This is a genomic window from Neisseria sicca, from assembly GCF_017753665.1.
GTDB classification, from domain to species: Bacteria; Pseudomonadota; Gammaproteobacteria; order Burkholderiales; family Neisseriaceae; genus Neisseria; species Neisseria flava.
Window position 1 is genome coordinate 861,311 of the sequence record NZ_CP072524.1, and the last position, 19,270, is coordinate 880,580.

General features: G+C 47.9%; 12 protein-coding genes and 2 pseudogenes. 13 read left to right on the top strand and 1 reads right to left on the bottom strand.

Annotation, left to right across the window (positions count from 1 at the left end):
* Positions 1 to 129 precede the first annotated feature (129 nt).
* The 9 genes and pseudogenes from J7445_RS03975 to J7445_RS04015 all read left to right on the top strand — a co-directional run bounded on the left by J7445_RS03975 (position 130) and on the right by J7445_RS04015 (position 12,720).
* Positions 130 to 2,100 (top strand): RHS repeat-associated core domain-containing protein, encoded by a 1,971-nt coding sequence (locus J7445_RS03975; RefSeq protein ID WP_244969540.1) that lies wholly within the window; start codon positions 130 to 132, stop codon positions 2,098 to 2,100.
* 28 nt (positions 2,101 to 2,128) lie between these two features.
* Positions 2,129 to 2,518 (top strand): hypothetical protein, encoded by a 390-nt coding sequence (locus tag J7445_RS03980; RefSeq protein WP_209283173.1) that lies wholly within the window; start codon positions 2,129 to 2,131, stop codon positions 2,516 to 2,518.
* A gap of 212 nt (positions 2,519 to 2,730) precedes the next feature.
* Positions 2,731 to 6,780: a DUF6531 domain-containing protein gene (locus tag J7445_RS03985; RefSeq protein ID WP_209283174.1), complete on the top strand. Its 4,050-nt coding sequence runs from the start codon at positions 2,731 to 2,733 to the stop codon at positions 6,778 to 6,780.
* 19 nt (positions 6,781 to 6,799) lie between these two features.
* Positions 6,800 to 7,186 (top strand): ankyrin repeat domain-containing protein, encoded by a 387-nt coding sequence (locus J7445_RS03990; protein ID WP_146736934.1) that lies wholly within the window; start codon positions 6,800 to 6,802, stop codon positions 7,184 to 7,186.
* Between the two features lie 278 nt (positions 7,187 to 7,464).
* A complete protein-coding gene (locus J7445_RS12465) occupies positions 7,465 to 7,701 on the top strand; it encodes a colicin D domain-containing protein (RefSeq protein WP_425326078.1) in 237 nt (78 codons plus the stop codon).
* A 4-nt stretch (positions 7,702 to 7,705) separates the two neighbouring features.
* A complete protein-coding gene (locus tag J7445_RS04000) occupies positions 7,706 to 7,939 on the top strand; it encodes a hypothetical protein (protein WP_146736933.1) in 234 nt (77 codons plus the stop codon).
* A gap of 25 nt (positions 7,940 to 7,964) precedes the next feature.
* Positions 7,965 to 8,195 (top strand): annotated as a pseudogene (locus J7445_RS12470) (RHS repeat protein); the annotation flags it as partial.
* A 1,250-nt stretch (positions 8,196 to 9,445) separates the two neighbouring features.
* Complete coding sequence (locus J7445_RS04010; protein ID WP_425326079.1) at positions 9,446 to 12,289, top strand: RHS repeat-associated core domain-containing protein; 2,844 nt, start codon at positions 9,446 to 9,448, stop codon at positions 12,287 to 12,289.
* Between the two features lie 77 nt (positions 12,290 to 12,366).
* Positions 12,367 to 12,720: a DUF4279 domain-containing protein gene (locus J7445_RS04015; protein WP_209283176.1), complete on the top strand. Its 354-nt coding sequence runs from the start codon at positions 12,367 to 12,369 to the stop codon at positions 12,718 to 12,720.
* Positions 12,721 to 12,862: 142 nt separating this feature from the next.
* On the opposite strand, the gene J7445_RS04020 is transcribed toward J7445_RS04015, so the two are convergent.
* Positions 12,863 to 13,710 (bottom strand): IS630 family transposase gene (locus J7445_RS04020; RefSeq protein WP_209282820.1). Its coding sequence is split into 2 segments (ribosomal slippage): positions 12,863 to 13,395 and positions 13,395 to 13,710, totalling 849 coding nucleotides; the frame shifts between segments, so codons are not numbered across the junction.
* A 234-nt stretch (positions 13,711 to 13,944) separates the two neighbouring features.
* Here J7445_RS04020 and J7445_RS04025 point away from each other — a divergent pair.
* The 4 genes and pseudogenes from J7445_RS04025 to J7445_RS04040 all read left to right on the top strand — a co-directional run bounded on the left by J7445_RS04025 (position 13,945) and on the right by J7445_RS04040 (position 19,007).
* A complete protein-coding gene (locus J7445_RS04025; protein WP_425326080.1) occupies positions 13,945 to 16,179 on the top strand; it encodes an RHS repeat-associated core domain-containing protein in 2,235 nt (744 codons plus the stop codon).
* Between the two features lie 15 nt (positions 16,180 to 16,194).
* Positions 16,195 to 16,644 (top strand): hypothetical protein, encoded by a 450-nt coding sequence (locus J7445_RS04030; RefSeq protein ID WP_049228197.1) that lies wholly within the window; start codon positions 16,195 to 16,197, stop codon positions 16,642 to 16,644.
* A gap of 133 nt (positions 16,645 to 16,777) precedes the next feature.
* Positions 16,778 to 18,565: pseudogene (locus J7445_RS04035) on the top strand (RHS repeat-associated core domain-containing protein); the annotation flags it as partial.
* 61 nt (positions 18,566 to 18,626) lie between these two features.
* Positions 18,627 to 19,007, top strand: coding sequence for an SEL1-like repeat protein (locus J7445_RS04040; RefSeq protein WP_209283178.1), 381 nt, complete (start codon positions 18,627 to 18,629; stop codon positions 19,005 to 19,007).
* Positions 19,008 to 19,270 lie beyond the last annotated feature (263 nt).

The following is a 19,270-nucleotide window of genomic DNA, read 5'->3' on the forward strand; positions in this document are numbered from 1 at the left end:
CCCAACGCAGGATGGTCAATTGCTGCACACGCACTCCCTTCAGGCTACCTGAAAAAGTGCAGGCTGCTTTTCCACGAACTGGTCGAGCAGCGCGAATTCGGCGACGACGCCTCCCTCGCCGCCAAACTGATGGCGCAGCTAGGCGGACAGCCCGTCCCCAAAAAAGACGCCGCCCCGCTTTCAGACGACCTCGACAGCCAAACCCCGCTGCGGATTACCGAGTTCAAACGCGATGTATTGGGACGGCTGATCCACACCCTCGCCCGCGATAACGACCAAGTTCAGGAAACCGCTTACCAATACGACCCGGACGGCAACCTCGTCCGCGCCGCCAACCGCCACAGCATCACCTGCTTCGACTACAACGAAAACGGCCAGCTCATCGCCCGGCACCAATGGAAGGTGCCGAGCAAAGAAGAGAACGCCCGAAACGGCTTACCCGACACCGACTGGCGCGATGCGCAGTACGATATGTTGTACCTGCCCGTTACCGAAACCGTCCGCTACCACTACGACTTCAACGGCAACCGTACCGCCACCGTCCTGCCCGACGGCAGACAGATCAACTACCTGTACTACGGCAGCGGCCACCTGCACCAAATCAGCCTCGACGACGAAGTCATCACCGACATCGAACGCGATAAGCTGCACCGCGAAATCTACCGCACACAGGGTAAGCTCGCCAGCCGTTACGAACTCGACCCCTTAGGTCGTCTGAAAAAACAAATCGCCACCCTCAACGACCTGACAGAAGGCGGCAAAGGCAAAACCAAAGTCGCAGCGGGCTATGGCCAAACCGCTGTCAAACGCAGCTACGGCTATGACCGTACCGGCAACCTGACCCACAGCACCGACCAACGGACGGGAACGACCCGGTTTGAGTACGACAAACTAGGTAGGATTACCAAAGCCGGCAGCGAACTGTTCGCCTTCGACCCCGCACACAATATTCTTTCAGACGACCTCAATGCCATCCCCGACAACCGCCTGAAAACCTACAACGGCACGACCTATTACTACGACGACCTCGGCAACCTGATCCACCGCGAACTGGCCGACGGCGAAGTGCAGAACTATTTCTACGACCTGCATGACCAACTGGTTAAAGCGGAAATCTTCAAAAAAGACGGTAGCAAAGAAACTTGGGCGTACACCTACGACGCCTTGGGCAGAAGGATAGGCAAAGGCCGTCTGAAAAACGAAGAAGTTTCAGAAACGTCATTCCCGCATGATTTAAGCGGGAACGACCTCGACAACCAAACCCGCTTCGTTTGGGACGGCAGCCACCTCTTGCAAGAAGTCCAACCGGACGGCAGGTATACTTATATCTACGCCGATCAAGATTCCTACGAGCCTTTGGCGCAGGTACATAACCGGATCAACGAAGACGGCGAAAGCTGCCAACAAACCTACTACTTCCATTGCGATCAAATCGGCATCCCGCGCGAGATGACCGATAAGGACGGCAACCTCTTATGGTTCGGCAATTACACCGGCTGGGGTCGTCTGAAAGAGGAAACCAAGGTAACGGATAGCGCATACCAACCCTTCCGCCTGCAAAACCAGTATGCCGACCGTGAGACGGGGCTGCATTACAACTTCTTCAGGTATTATGAGCCGGATGCGGGGCGGTTTGTGAATCAGGACCCGATTAGACTATTAGGGGGGGTTAACTTTTATCGGTTTGCGCCGAATGTTCAAGAATGGATTGACCCGTTGGGGTTGGCTTTATCACATGTGACATTCCCTTCAAGTCAAGTAATTAAAGAAGTAACTATTTACATGCAGGGTAGTCGCGGAGCCGATTTCAAAGCGGCTAATGCTGAAGCCGGAATACATGGAGCAAGAGGAACAGCAACACAAGGTGCACATCGTGCAAAATATGGTGATGTTACTTGGCATCATGTAGATTATGATTCTCAAAGTAACAGGGCCAAAATGCAATTAGTTACAAGGAAAGATCATGAGGCCAAATTTCCACATGCTGGTTCAGTTAGTGATTTTGAAAAAGCTCACGGAGTAAAATATGAAACACCAGAAGCTAAGAAGAAAGCCAGTAAATTGACTAAGCGGCATAAAAAGAAATTAGGACGATGCTGATTAATTATTTAATTTAAAGAGGTTTATTATGACTTTGAAAGAAATAGTTTTTGATGAAGATTATCAGATGGTTATTAACATACCAGAAGAATCCAACCCCGTGACCTTAATTATATCGGATGAACTTGACGCCGCCTATGAACCATTGAGCAATAGTTTTCAAAAGAAAATTATTGAATTCATCAATAAATCAAATATTTGGTATTCGTTGGCTCATCAGAGAATAAATAAGGAATTTTCTAAAGATATTGCTTCTCAATTAATGAATATTTATATTCTATCTGAGGAGGATGATAAAAATACTATTTTTGGTTTACTTTATCGTATTGAAGAAGATGTGGAGCATGGAAGAGGTATAAAGATAACTGATGATATGAAAATTATAGAATACGGTATTGGAGATATTGCTATTTATTGAATAAGTACTTGTAAATCATAACTGCATAACTAAAAATAGTATTGTGATAATTTTGTATGTAGCCAAAGCAGACCGTAGCCCGCATGTAGGGTGCGTATCCCAAGGCACGCACGCGGTTTCTTTTTCCAATGATTTATTCAGGCCGTCTGAAAAAACTTTTCAGACGGCCTGAGCAATGATGTTTTTGTTCTTTAACAATTCAATTTTCCTAGGTGCCGCCCATCCCCTTCCCGCTCTTCGCCGACCTGGGCAACGCTCAAACCGTCGCCAAAGACGTCCGCCTCAACCGCAAGCCCGCCTTCGTCTTCAAGGCCAGTAAAACCAACCGCACCACCGGCGACGAACCCGCCCTTCCGGGCCGCAAGGGTGTGTTGTCGCGCACCGCCACCAAACCCGCCTGGCCGATGATGCATTCTTCTTCGGTTAAAATCCGCAAGCGCCACATCATTCGCGCCGGCGATATGTTCCACATGAACAACAAGTTCAAAAAGAAACTGCCGCCTAAACCCTGTATTTCCTGCAAAGCCGCCGCAGGTGCCGGCCGCCCGGTCAATCCGATACACGGGCTGAAGTTTTTGGAGAGTGAAACCGACTTTGCTTTTGAAGGCATCCTGCCGCTGGTTTGGAGCCGCAGCTATTATTCCGACCAAGACGGTATCGGCTGGCTCGGCGAGGGCTGGAGCGTGCCGGGCTGCCAACGCATCATCCGCGATGCGTCGGGATTGGCCTATATCGACGATCAGGGCCGTCTGTTCCCGCTGCCGGAAGTCGATGAAGACGACGAAGAGCCGGTATTGTTCGAGAGCGAACAGATTTGGTTCAGTAAAAATCCGGACGGGCATTATGTCATTGCTTCGTTGGACGGTTCGATAGCGCTGCGTTTTGCGCCTTTGGTGGTGGCGGAAGACGGTTCGGACGAAGACGCCACCCTCTTCCCGCTGGTGGCGGTGGAAGACGCCAACGGCAACCATCAGCGTTTCGTCTATCATCCGCTGACCGGTCTGCCGCAATACGTCATCGACGGCAACGGCCGGGTGTTCTCGCTGAATTTCGGCAATGTCGCGGACGAACAGTCGCCTAAAATGCGGCTGCTGTCGGTTTCGTTGTTGGAAGGTTTGCCGGTCTTCGGCGAAGCGGTCCGGGTCGGCAGTCCGCTGGTCCGCTACGAATACAACAGCAGCGGCGACTTGGTCCGCGTCATCGGCCGCGACGGCAAGGTCAAACGCAGCTTCGGCTATAAAAACAATCTGATGGTGTCGCACACGGATGCGGCAGGTTTGGTATCGGAATACGAATACGACCATTACACCCCGACCGGCAAGGTGTTGCGCAACTGGACTTCTTTGGGCGAGGAATGGCGTTTTACCTATCACGACGGCTATACCGAAGTCACCGACGTGTTGGGCCGTACCGAGCAATATCATTACGACTACAACAACGAGTTGACCAAACGGGTGTTTGCCGACGGCAGCGCCGTATTGATGGAACGCGACAGTTTGGGCCGTCTGCTCAGCCACACCGATGCGATGGGGCGCGTTACCCGTTATCAGTACAGCAACGAGGGGCAGGTTGAAACCATCGTCCGCCCCGACGGCGCCATCCTGCATTTCGACTATGACGACTGCTACCGCCTGATCCGTAAAAGCGATGCGGAAGGCCGTTATGACGGCTATACCTACGACGAAGCGGGCAACCTGCTGACCCATACCGACCCGCTGAAGCATACCACCCGTTTCGAATACGCCGACAACGGTCTGTTGCTGTCGGTAACCGATCCGAACGGCAGCAGTACCGCCTATCACTACAATGAAAACCGTCAGCCCGACCTCATTACCGACTGCTCCGGTTACGAAACCAAACTGGCCTACACCCCCGAAGGACAGTTGGCGCGCATTACCGATGCGCTGGGACAGCACACCGAATACCATTACGACGCCGACCAAAACCTCACCCTCGCCCTCTATCCCGACGGCAGCAAAGAGACCTTCGGCTACGATGCCGCAGGTCGTCTGAAAACCCATACCGACGGCGAAGGCCATACCACTTCCTACGAATACGGCCAAGACGGTCTGCCGACCCGACGCACCAATGCCTTGGGCCATACCTTCGGCTACCATTACGACAAAGCCCGCCGCTTAGTCGGCCTCACCAATGAAAACGGTGCGCGCTACCGCTTTGCCTACGACGTCCTCGACCGCCTGATTGCCGAAAGCGGCTTCGACCATAAACTGACCGGCTACCGCTACAACGCCGGCAACGAGCTGGTCGAGCAGCGCGAATTCGGCGACGATGCCTCCCTCGCCGCCAAACTGATGGCGCAGTTGGGCGGACAGCCCGTCCCCAAAAGAGACGCCGCCCCGCTTTCAGACGACCTCGACAGCCAAACCCCGCTGCGGATTACCGAGTTCAAACGCGATGTATTGGGACGGCTGATCCACACCCTCGCCCGCGATAACGACCAAGTTCAGGAAACCGCTTACCAATACGACCCGGACGGCAACCTCGTCCGCGCCGCTAACCGCCACAGCATCACCTGCTTCGACTACAACGAAAACGGCCAGCTTATCGCCCAGCACCAATGGAAAGTGCCGTCCAAAGAAGAGAACGCTCAAAACGGCCTGCCCGACACCGACTGGCGCGATGCGCAGTACGACATGCTGTACCTGCCCGTTACCGAAACCGTCCGCTACCACTACGACTTCAACGGCAACCGCACCGCCACCGTCCTGCCCGACGGCAGACAAATCAACTACCTGTATTACGGCAGCGGCCACCTGCACCAAATCAGCCTCGACGACGAAGTCATCACCGACATCGAACGCGATCGGCTGCACCGCGAAATCTTCCGCACACAGGGTAAACTCGCCAGCCGTTACGAACTCGATCCCCTAGGCCGTCTGAAAAGGCAAATTGCCGCACTCAACGAGCTGACGCAGACCGAGACTGCTAAAAATGCAGTAACATCGGTCTATGCCGTCAAACGCAGCTACGGCTACGACCGTACCGGCAACCTGACCCACAGTACCGACCAACGGACAGGAACGACCCGGTTCGAGTACGACAAACTGGGCAGGATTACCCAAGCGGGCAGCGAACGGTTCGCCTTCGACCCCGCACACAATATCCTCGACATCCCGACGGAAAAGGTCAAACCATACCCTGCCCCCTCTCCCGCGGGAGAGGGTCGGGGAGAGGGCAAAACGACCGCGCCGCTTTCAGACGACCGTTCCATCATCACCGACAACCGCCTGAAAACCTACAACGGCACGACCTATTACTACGACGACCTCGGCAACCTCATCCACCGCGAGCTGGCCGACGGCGAAGTGCAGAACTATTTCTACGACCTGCACGACCAACTGGTTAAGGCGGAAATCTTCAAAAAGGACGGCACGAAAGAGACTTGGGCATACAGCTATGACGCCTTGGGCAGAAGGATAGGAAAAGGCCGTCTGAAAGACGGAGAAGTTTCAGGTAGCCTCGAAGATGAAACCCGCTTCGTTTGGGACGGCAGCCATTTACTGCAAGAAATCCACCCGGACGGCAGGTATACCTATATCTACGCCGACCAAGATTCCTACGAACCGCTGGCGCAAGTCCGCGATTGGACAACCGAAGAAGGAGAAAACCGCCAAGAAACAAACTACTTCCACTGCGACCAAATCGGCATTCCGCGCGAGATGACAGACAAAGACGGTAATTTACTGTGGTTCGGCAACTACACCGGCTGGGGTCGTCTGAAAGAAGAAACCAAGGTAACGGATAGCGCATACCAGCCCTTCCGCCTGCAAAACCAGTATGCCGACCGTGAGACGGGACTGCACTACAACTTCTTCAGGTATTATGAACCTGATGCAGGTCGGTTTATCAACCAAGACCCGATTAAATATTTGGGGGGTGCAAATTTTTATACTTATGCATTTAATATCACGAGTTGGGTAGATTATTTAGGATTAAATCCTTTTAAAATTTATTCGCGTTTGCGACAAATATTTAACAAAGTAAATAAAAGAAGTAAAAAACCTGATAAACGCGACCAAGAATATCAATTAGCAAAAAGATTCTGTGATACTCCTGTTCCACCTCAAGCATCCAGATGTGCAACCCTAAGTGCACAAATTAATCATGCCAAAAGATGTATTGAGTTATATACTAATTGGGATAGAAAATGGCAGCCTGGAAGACATACAATCAAAATAAACGATTGGAAAAACAGATTAAATGTTTTAAAAGAAAAAGCAAAAGCTGAATGTTCTAGATAAAATTGTTTGGAGAGTAAATATGAATAATCTTTTAACAAAACTTTTTTTGAAATACCAAGACTACCCTAGTTTTTTTAGTAGTAATCCTATCACCTCAGTACATGACTTAGGTTCTATGGGAGAAACATTATTAAATTTAGCAGTTAATTCTCAATCTAAAAAAGATGTTATCTTGCTAATAGAAAATGGAGCTAATGTCAATCAACAGGGCGAATTAAATTTTACTCCTATTCAAAATGCTTGTCTTCACGGAAATATTGATATTATTGAAATTCTTTTAAAGAATGGTGCTAAAACAAATATAAAAAATGAGTTTGGATATGACGCAAAGCATTATGCAACGGAAGAATATCATGATAAAAAAAAATCTAAAGAGATAATGAATTTATTGAGAAATTATAAGTAATTGATTAAATCATATTAATGGCGAGCCAACAAAACCGTAATAAGGTCGCTGCATTACAACTTCTTCAGGTATTATGAGCCGAGAATGTTCAAGGATGGATTGATCCACTGGGGTTATGGGGAGCACTTTTAGCTCGAGTAATACCAGTAGTTATTAGTGCTATCTCCAAATTAGCATCAAAGTTAAAATGCGGAAAGTGTGCTGCTGCAATACCTAGAACAGTTTCATTTAGCGGCAACCAATTTCAGAAAAAATTTAAACATGCTTCTGATTTTGGTATTAGAGGTAATTACTCAAAAGCTAACGTAGAAGCATTTAAACAAGCAATAGAAAAGCATATCCAATCTTCTAGTACCTCAATAATTCAAGGCACTTATAGAGGAGAGCCAGTGGTTCACTTCCTTAACAAATCTAATGGGTTAAATGTTATAACCAAAAAATCTGGCGATTTTATAAGTGGTTGGAAATTAAATCCCAGTCAGTTACAAAATGTAGTTTCTCGAGGAGCATTATAATATTATGGAAATTAAAAAAGAGTCTAACGACTATATTATTAAATTTAACAAACATGAAGTCTTAGTTTTTTTTGAATGGCTTGTTAAGTTCGTTGAAAATAATGAAATTATTGATGAAGCTGAGCAAAAAATACTATATGACTTAGAATGCTTATTAGAATCCACATTAGAAGAACCTTTTATGGAGAATTATAAAGATCTAATACATATAGCTAAAAAATCTATTATCAATAATTAGCAAGCTGTAGATTGAGACGAGCCTCAACAAATTGGTTAAAGTCCAAATCTTCAAAAAAGACGGCACAAAAGAAACTTGGGCATACAGCTACGACGCCTTGGGTAGAAGGATAGGCAAAGGCCGTCTGAAAAACGGAGAAGTTTCAGACGGCCTCGAAAACCAAACCCGCTTCGTTTGGGACGGCAGCCATTTGCTGCAAGAAGTCCGCTCGGACGGCAGGTATACTTACATCTACACCGATCAAGAATCCTACGAACGAAATAACATGAATTCTATTTTTAAATTAAATGAAAAATTGGAAAACTTACCTTCTATTTTAAGTATTGAAGATGAATTATTTTTTATTGATAGATTACAAACGTTACCTATTGATGAAATTAAAAAAAATAAAGAAATATTTAAGAGAATTATCTTAGCTATACAAGAGTCTCATCAAGACAACGGTATATTTGAGATAACTGATGAAAATATTAAGATTTTCTTTGAATTTGTTATCTGGATTAGAAATTTAAAAAAACTATATAACCTTGATTTTGAGAAATATATAGATGGGTTAGATACAAATTTTGATGGTTCAAAACAAATTTGATCCTCAAATGAAAAAACTATACAGCAAGCCGTAGCCTGCATACATATAGAGTGCATATCCTAAGGCACGCACGCAGCCTCTTGTTCCAATGACTTATCAGGTCGTCTGAAAATCTTTTCAGACGACCTGAGCAGGGTCGTCTGTTCCCGCTGCCGGAAGTCGATGAAGACGACGAAGAGCCGGTATTGTTCGAGAGCGAACAGATTTGGTTCAGTAAAAATCCGGACGGGCATTATGTCATTGCTTCGTTGGACGGTTCGATAGCGCTGCGTTTTGCGCCTTTGGTGGTGGCGGAAGACGGTTCGGACGAAGACGCCACCCTCTTCCCGCTGGTGGCGGTGGAAGACGCCAACGGCAACCATCAGCGTTTCGTCTATCATCCGCTGACCGGTCTGCCGCAATACGTCATCGACGGCAACGGCCGGGTGTTCTCGCTGAACTTCGGCAATGTGGCGGACGAACAGTCGCCTAAAATGCGGCTGCTGTCGGTTTCGTTGTTGGAAGGTTTGCCGGTCTTCGGCGAAACGGTCCGGGTCGGCAGTCCGCTGGTCCGCTACGAATACAACGGCAGCGGCGACCTGATCCGCGTCATCGGCCGCGACGGCGCGGTCAAACGCAGCTTCGGCTATAAAAACAATCTGATGGTGTCGCACACGGATGCGGCAGGTTTGGTATCGGAATACGAATACGACCATTACACCCCGACCGGCAAGGTGTTGCGCAACTGGACTTCTTTGGGCGAGGAATGGCGTTTTACCTATCACGACGGCTATACCGAAGTCACCGACGTGTTGGGCCGTACCGAGCAATATCATTACGACTACAACAACGAGTTGACCAAACGGGTGTTTGCCGACGGCAGCGCCGTATTGATGGAACGCGACAGTTTGGGCCGTCTGCTCAGCCACACCGATGCGATGGGGCGCGTTACCCGTTATCAGTACAGCAACGAGGGGCAGGTTGAAACCATCGTCCGCCCCGACGGCGCCATCCTGCATTTCGACTATGACGACTGCTACCGCCTGATCCGTAAAAGCGATGCGGAAGGCCGTTATGACGGCTATACCTACGACGAAGCGGGCAACCTGCTGACCCATACCGACCCGCTGAAGCATACCACCCGTTTCGAATACGCCGACAACGGTCTGTTGCTGTCGGTAACCGATCCGAACGGCAGCAGTACCGCCTATCACTACAATGAAAACCGTCAGCCCGACCTCATTACCGACTGCTCCGGTTACGAAACCAAACTGGCCTACACCCCCGAAGGACAGTTGGCGCGCATTACCGATGCGCTGGGACAGCACACCGAATACCATTACGACGCCGACCAAAACCTCACCCTCGCCCTCTATCCCGACGGCAGCAAAGAGACCTTCGGCTACGATGCCGCAGGTCGTCTGAAAACCCATACCGACGGCGAAGGCCATACCACTTCCTACGAATACGGCCAAGACGGTCTGCCGACCCGACGCACCAATGCCTTGGGCCATACCTTCGGCTACCATTACGACAAAGCCCGCCGCTTAGTCGGCCTCACCAATGAAAACGGTGCGCGCTACCGCTTTGCCTACGACGTCCTCGACCGCCTGATTGCCGAAAGCGGCTTCGACCATAAACTGACCGGCTACCGCTACAACGCCGGCAACGAGCTGGTCGAGCAGCGCGAATTCGGCGACGATGCCTCCCTCGCCGCCAAACTGATGGCGCAGTTGGGCGGACAGCCCGTCCCCAAAAGAGACGCCGCCCCGCTTTCAGACGACCTCGACAGCCAAACCCCGCTGCGGATTACCGAGTTCAAACGCGATGTATTGGGACGGCTGATCCACACCCTCGCCCGCGATAACGACCAAGTTCAGGAAACCGCTTACCAATACGACCCGGACGGCAACCTCGTCCGCGCCGCTAACCGCCACAGCATCACCTGCTTCGACTACAACGAAAACGGCCAGCTTATCGCCCAGCACCAATGGAAAGTGCCGTCCAAAGAAGAGAACGCTCAAAACGGCCTGCCCGACACCGACTGGCGCGATGCGCAGTACGACATGCTGTACCTGCCCGTTACCGAAACCGTCCGCTACCACTACGACTTCAACGGCAACCGCACCGCCACCGTCCTGCCCGACGGCAGACAAATCAACTACCTGTATTACGGCAGCGGCCACCTGCACCAAATCAGCCTCGACGACGAAGTCATCACCGACATCGAACGCGATCGGCTGCACCGCGAAATCTTCCGCACACAGGGTAAACTCGCCAGCCGTTACGAACTCGATCCCCTAGGCCGTCTGAAAAGGCAAATTGCCGCACTCAACGAGCTGACGCAGACCGAGACTGCTAAAAATGCAGTAACATCGGTCTATGCCGTCAAACGCAGCTACGGCTACGACCGTACCGGCAACCTGACCCACAGTACCGACCAACGGACAGGAACGACCCGGTTCGAGTACGACAAACTGGGCAGGATTACCCAAGCGGGCAGCGAACGGTTCGCCTTCGACCCCGCACACAATATCCTCGACATCCCGACGGAAAAGGTCAAACCATACCCTGCCCCCTCTCCCGCGGGAGAGGGTCGGGGAGAGGGCAAAACGACCGCGCCGCTTTCAGACGACCGTTCCATCATCACCGACAACCGCCTGAAAACCTACAACGGCACGACCTATTACTACGACGACCTCGGCAACCTCATCCACCGCGAACTGGCCGACGGCGAAGTGCAGAACTATTTCTACGACCTGCACGACCAACTGGTTAAAGCCGAAATTTTCAAGAAAGACGGCAGCAAAGAAACTTGGTCGTACACCTACGACGCCTTGGGCAGAAGGATAGGCAAAGGCCGTCTGAAAACAGACGACAGCCTAGAAGACGAAACCCGCTTCGTTTGGGACGGCAGCCATTTACTGCAAGAAATCCACCCGGACGGCAGGTATACCTATATCTACACCGACCCGGATTCTTACGAACCTTTAGCACAGATTCGCAATTGGACAACCGAAGACGGAGAAAACCGACAACAAACCCACTACTTCCACTGCGACCAAATCGGCATCCCAAGAGAGATGACCGATAAAGACGGCAACCTCTTGTGGTTCGGCAACTATACCGGCTGGGGTCGTCTGAAAGAGGAAACCAAGGTAACGGATAGCGCATACCAGCCCTTCCGCCTGCAAAACCAGTATGCCGACCGTGAAACGGGGCTGCATTACAACTTCTTCAGGTATTACGAGCCTGATGCGGGTCGGTTTGTGAATCAGGATCCGATTGGGTTGATGGGTGGAAGCAATTTTTATAACTACTCCCCAAATGTACAAGCTTGGGTAGATTTATATGGATTGTCATCTGGTTGTAATGACGGAGATGAAAAAGATAGCAAACTAATTAACCAAAAAGAATTAAAACGGATTTTAGATAAAATAGGTACAGATCCACATGCATTTAAAGCTGATTATGTTGGCAAACGAGCTGTATCTCATTATGATGTTTATAAACAAAATAAAACTGGAGAACTTTTATTAAGAAGAAAAAATTCTTCTGAATTTATTAGAACAGGAATTGGCTGCGATGATGATTTACCTCCTCCTACTGCACCAGAAACAAAATGTTCATCAACACAAGCAAAAAAACGATCTGATAACAAAAATTATTGGTATATTGCTGGTCTTGCAGTTGTTGCTGCTGTAGCTATAGTCAGCCCCTTAGATGGGCCTTTTGGTGATGCAGCTGCTCTTGGTGCTTTGGGTAGTGCTTTATCGCAATAAAACAACATAAGGTTTCAATGATGCTGAATAATTCAATTGAAGTAACATTTTATATGGAATCAAATGATTACATCAACATGAAAGAAATAGACAAAATACTTAATATTAAAAATGCTGAATTTTATAGCAAGGGAGATTTATTTACCTCACCAAATAAAAAGGTCCAATTTATAATTGAACAGTCTTACTATTCTTTTGGCATAGATAAAGAGGAAAATTTAAAGGAAAAAATTAATAAAATTATAAAAAAAATAGAAAGCATAAAGAAGAATTTAAATTACATATTTAAAAAATATAAACTAAATAAAGAGCTTATAATTTACAGCTGGGGTAACGATGAGGCCACTCGTGAATATAAAATCTCCTTAAATCAAATTCAATTATTATCTGAGTTAGGTATAGAGTTAAAAATCATTCATTATAATTTTTAGCAAGCGTAGGTTGGGTCGAGACCCAACAACAAGCCGTAGTCGGCATGAAACCTCAAATTCCGCCGTAGCGTGGGTGCGGTAATCATGCTGTTTCTACTTTTCAGACGACCTCAATCCTTTTTCGAGGTCGTCTGAAATATAGTCAATTAAAATCAAAATAGGACACTAGCGCATCGTCAAATCGGGCGTAATCAGACAAAACGGTTCGCAGATACCGCTTAATATTCGCCCACACCTTCTCAATCGGGTTGAGCTCAGGTGAATAAGGTGCAAGAGGTAATACCTTATGGCCCAATTTTTCCGCCATTTCCCGTAAGACATCCATACGGTGAAATCGTGCATTATCTAAAATAATTACCGATTTTTGAGTCAATGCGGGCAGTAGGCATTGCTGAAACCACGCTTCAAAAAAGACTCCGGTCATCGTATTTTGATAAACCATCGGAGCAATCAGCCGGTTGCCGACTTGTGCGGACACCAGAGATAAGCGTCGGTATCTTTTTCCACTTATCTGCGCTTTCACTATTCGCCCTCTCAGGCTGCGGGCATAGGGACGGAACAGGTAGCGGTCAAATCCTGTTTCATCCAAATAAACACGTTGGTAGTCGGAAAATTCGGCCAGCTGTGTCAAATAATGCGTTACTTTGGCCGGGTCTTGTTCTTTGTAAGTGGTGGTCTTTTTTTGCGCGTCATCCCCATCTGTTTGAGTGCATAGCAAACGGCGGCTGGCGTACAATCAAAATGTTTGGCGATTTCATGCAGATAGGCATCCTGGTGTTGCTCAACATATTGAGCCAGTTTTTGCCTATCCAATTTGACGGCATTTAGACCGGTAACTTGATGTTTTAGGCTGCCTGTTTGTTTTTTAAGGCGAATCCACAGGTAAAGTGTGTTTCTTGACAAGTTAAACGTTGCTGCGGTTTGGCTGATGTTTTTGCATTGTTCGTAATAGTTTAAAGCTTTGTTTCTTAAGTCCGCAGAGTATGCCATGGTTAAACCTTCAAAGTTGAGTATTGTACTATTTTGTTTTTAATTGACTATATTTCTTCCGTAACAATCTAAGCCAAAACCGCCTACGAATACGGCCAAGACGGTCTGCCGACCCGACGCACCAATGCCTTGGGCCATACTTTCGGCTACCATTACGACAAAGCCCGCCGCTTAGTCGGCCTCACCAATGAAAACGGTGCGCACTACCGCTTTGCCTACGACGTCCTCGACCGCCTGATTGCCGAAAGCGGTTTCGACCATAAGCTGACCGGCTACCGCTACAATGCCGGCAACGAACTGGTCGAGCAGCGCGAATTCGGCGACGACGCCTCCCTCGCCGCCAAACTGATGGCGCAGCTGGGCGGACAGCCCGTCCCCAAAAAAGACGCCGCCCCGCTTTCAGACGACCTCGACAGCCAAACCCCGCTGCGGATGACCGAGTTCAAACGCGATATATTGGGACGCTTAATCCACACCCTTGCCCGCGACGGCAGCGACAGAGTTCAGGAAACCGTTTACCAATACGACTTGGGCGGCAACCTCGTCCGCGCCGCCAACCGCCACAGCATCACCTGCTTCGACTACAACGAAAACGGCCAGCTCATCGCCCAGCACCAATGGAAGGTGCCGTCCAAAGAAGAGAACGCCCGAAACGGCCTGCCCGAAACCGACTGGCGCGATGCGCAGTACGATATGCTGTACCTGCCCGTTACCGAAACCGTCCGCTACCACTACGACTTCAACGGTAACCGCACCGCCACCGTCCTGTCCGACGGCAGGCAGATCAACTACCTGTATTACGGCAGCGGCCACCTGCACCAAATCAGCCTCGACGACGAAGTCATCACCGACATCGAACGCGATCAGCTGCACCGCGAAATCTTCCGCACACAAGGTAAGCTCGCCAGCCGTTACGAACTCGATCCATTAGGTCGTCTGAAACGGCAAATCGCCACCCTCAACGATTTGACGGAAGGCGGCAAAGGCAAAACCAAAGTAGCGGCGGGTTTTAGCCAAACCGCCGTCAAACGCAGCTACGGCTACGACCGCACCGGCAACCTGACCCACAGTACCGACCAGCGGACAGGGACGACCCGGTTCGAGTACGACAAACTGGGCAGGATTACCCAAGCGGGCAGCGAACGGTTCGCCTTCGACCCCGCACACAATATCCTCGACATCCCGACGGAAAAGGTCAAACCATACCCTGCCCCCTCTCCCGCGGGAGAGGGTCGGGGAGAGGGCAAAACGACCGCGCCGCTTTCAGACGACCGTTCCATCATCACCGACAACCGCCTGAAAACCTACAACGGCACGACCTATTACTACGACGACCTCGGCAACCTGATCCACCGCGAACTGGCAGACGGTGAAATGCAGAACTATTTCTACGACCTGCATGACCAACTGGTTAAAGCCGAAATCTTCAAAAAAGACGGCACGAAAGAAACTTGGGCATACACCTACGACGCCTTGGGCAGAAGGATAGGCAAAGGTCGTCTGAAAGACGAAGAAGTTTCAGAAACGTCATTCCCGCATGATTTAAGCGGGAACGACCTCGAAAACCAGACCCGCTTCGTCTGGGACGGCAGCCATCTACTGCAGGAAATCCACCCGGACGGCAGATATACCTATATCTACACCGATCCCGACAGTTACGAACCCTTGGCACAGGTCCACAACCGGACCAACGAAGACGGAGAAAGCCGCCAACAAACCCACTACTTCCACTGCGACCAAATCGGCATCCCGAGAGAGATGACCAATAGCGAAGGTAATCTGGTTTGGTTTGGGGATTATTACGGTTGGGGTAAACTGAAGAGCGAAACGAACGTAACGGAAACGGCGCACCAACCCTTCCGATTGCAGAACCAGTATTGCGACCTTGAAACTGGGCTGCATTACAACTTCTTCAGGTATTATGAGCCTGACTGCGGAAGATTCATCAATCAGGATCCAATTGGACTAGGCGGGGGAGATAATTTATATGGATCAACACCCAATGCACAGGGATGGATTGATCCGTATGGATTATTTTGGGGACTAGTAATTCGCATTGGTGGAATTATTATTTTAGGAATAGGTAAACTCATTGCAAAAGGAGGAAAAGCTGTTAAGCAGTGCATTGGAAAATGCGGTGAAAAAGCCAAAAAAACACTAAAAAAAGGTAAGGGACCAATTAAAAATATTGATGAGGTAATGGAAAATCCTAATATTTTAAAAGGGCATACTCCAGAAACATTTTTAAAAGAAATTGGAGGCACTCCAAAAGGATGGAAGCAAGACGTAATGCGTAAAACTCGTGGAGACAATAAAGGATTTACATTAAGAGAATTAAACTCACGGGGTAATGAATTTACTGATCGTTACATTCAATACCACCCAGGGAGCCCTAGACATTATGAGGGAGCACCTTATTGGAAAGTATCTTCTGGTAAAGGTGGAACGCAAAGATTTCCTGCAGAATAATATGAAAGGTTGATAATGAATATTTATGATGAAATTATCCCCGCGAAGAGTTTAGGGGGAATCAGATTAAAAGACAATATTAAAAATTACTCTAGTATCATTAATGAATATAATTTAAATGGAAAATTAAAATTTTTTCAAACTAATATTTATTCATGCAGATATATATTTACTGATATACCAATTGAAATTAACGTAGATATTACTTCAGGAGAAATTTATAAAATTTCTGCATTAGAAGGATATCAAGGCAAATTTAGAACTATTAAAATAGGAATGCCTATTAATGATATCTTAAATTCTAATTTAGGTTTCTATTATGATGAATGTGAAGAAGCTTTTTTTTCAAAAATTATTGAAGGAATTGCACTGGAAGTTTCTGAAGATGATCCTCCGTTCGAAGAAGCTATCAAAATGAATATAAAATATATCTCTGTTTTTGATCCAACTGCATTTGATAAATAAATTTGATTAGACGTTTAATATTAATTCTGATTAAACAGGAATTCAAATAGTCGTCCTATGGTGGGTTGAGACCCAATGTTCCAGTAAGGTCGCCTGAAAATTTTCAGACAACCTTTCCCTATACATATTCCGTTCCTGCTTCGACTACAACGAAAACGGCCAGCTTATCGCCCAGCACCAATGGAAAGTGACGTCCAAAGAAGAGAACGCCCGCAACGGCCTGCCCGAAACCGACTGGCGCGATGCGCAGTACGACATGCTGTACCTGCCCGTTACCGAAACCGTCCGCTACCACTACGATTTCAACGGCAACCGTACCGCCACCGTCCTGCCCGACGGCAGACAAATCAACTATCTATATTACGGCAGCGGCCATCTGCACCAAATCAGCCTCGACGACGAAGTCATCACCGACATCGAACGCGATAAGCTACACCGCGAAATCTACCGCACACAGGGTAAACTCGCCAGCCGTTACGAACTCGACCCCTTAGGTCGTCTGAAACGGCAAATCGCCACCCTCAACGACCTGACGGAAGGCGGCAAAGGCAAAACCAAAGTCGCAGCGGGCTATGGCCAAACCGCCGTCAAACGCAGCTACGGCTACGACCGCACCGGCAACCTGACCCACAGTACCGACCAACGGACGGGAACGACCCGGTTCGAGTACGACAAACTGGGCCGGATTACCCAAGCGGGCAACGAAGTGTTCGCCTTCGACCCCGCGCATAATATCCTGTCGACCGCAACCAACGATGCCGTCCCAGACAACCGCCTGAAAACCTATAACGGCACGACCTATTACTACGACCACTTCGGCAACCTGATCCACCGCGAACTCACCGACGGCGAAGTGCAGAACTACTTCTACGATCTGCATGACCAACTGGTTAAGGCGGAAATCTTCAAAAAAGACGGCAGCAAAGAAACCTGGTCCTACACCTACGACGCCTTGGGCAGAAGGATAGGAAAAGGTCGTCTGAAAGACGGTCAGACAGTTTCAGAAACGTCATTCCCGCATGATTTAAGCGGGAACGACCTCGAAAACCAAACCCGCTTCGTTTGGGACGGCAGCCATTTACTGCAAGAAATCCGCACGGACGGCAGGTATACTTATATCTACGCCGATCAAGATTCCTACGAGCCTTTGGCGCAGGTACATAACCGGACCAACGAAGACGGCGAAAGCTGCCAACAAACCTACTACTTCCATTGCGATCAAATCGGCATCCCGCGAGAGATGACTGATAAGGATGGTAAGCTCTTGTGGTTCGGCAACTACACCGGCTGGGGTCGTCTGAAAGAGGAAACCAAGGTAACGGATAGCGCTTACCAGCCTTTCCGCCTGCAAAACCAGTATTACGACCGTGAGACAGGGTTGCACTATAACTTCTTCAGGTATTATGAGCCTAATGCGGGGCGGTTTGTAAATCAGGATCCGATTGGGTTGATAGGTGGGGATAATCTGTATTTATTTGCACCTAATACAATGAAATGGAATGATCCATTGGGACTAATGAACAAATGTGGTAATTGTTCAAAAACTGGAGTGGACATAAACCTTGTTCAAGATAAAGCAAAAACTTACGTTGATAACATCCCAAGAGAAAATTTCCCCAAAGGTGATTTTTTAGTGGGAGCACATGGTAATAGTAGTATTGTAGCGACCAATGGACCCAACCAAAAATTGTTTACTCCAAAACAGTTAGCAGAGTTAATTAAACAACATCCCAAATATTCTGAAGGAAAACCAGTAACATTAGTTGCTTGTCAAACAGGGAAAGGAGCCAATTCATTTGCTCAAAAATTGGCTAATGAATTAAAAGCACCTGTACGTGGCGCAACAGAAAATGTTAATGCAGTTACAGGAAAAGCAATAAATGGAGGTAAATATGTTACATTTAAGCCATACAATCCTTAAAATTATTTTTTTAAGTATTTTTCTAACATCTTACAATAACTCATACAGTAAGGATAGAGACATGAAATCTAATGCTAACATTTCGATAAATGACAGTATGTATATTTCTAAAACTGAGCTGGAAAAATTAAAGATTGATGCTTCCTCTGGCAATAGTCAAGCAGCGTCAAAATTAGCTAATTATTTTGCTTTTTATGAATTTAACAATGATAAATTTATATTTTGGTTAATTCGATCAGCCGAATTAGGTAATACTCAAGCACAATATGATTTGGCCTATATATTCTTTGATCATTACCAAGACAGTAAAGACAAAAACAAATTAGACGAAGCGGAAAAATGGGCTCTACTTGCTCAAAAAAATGGAATGTCTATTACTAACCTACTCACTGATATACATAATGAAAAGCAGAATTTCAAAAATAAACATGAAAACAGATAGTTAAAACAAAAACTAACCAAACTAGTGTATAAATCCCTGAGTAAACGTGGGATGAATCAAGATCCAATAACCTAGCAAGGTTGTCTGAAATTTTTCAAACAGACTTGGTTTCGGATTTCAAGTACAACACTAGTAAACCGTAGCCCGTATGAAACTTCCAATATAGAATCTGGGCATCTGGAAGAGGTGAAAATAGGAAAATGTTAAAAATTAATGAATTGAATTCATATCTTAAGAGTAAAGGTGTACCAGAAGATAGTTAC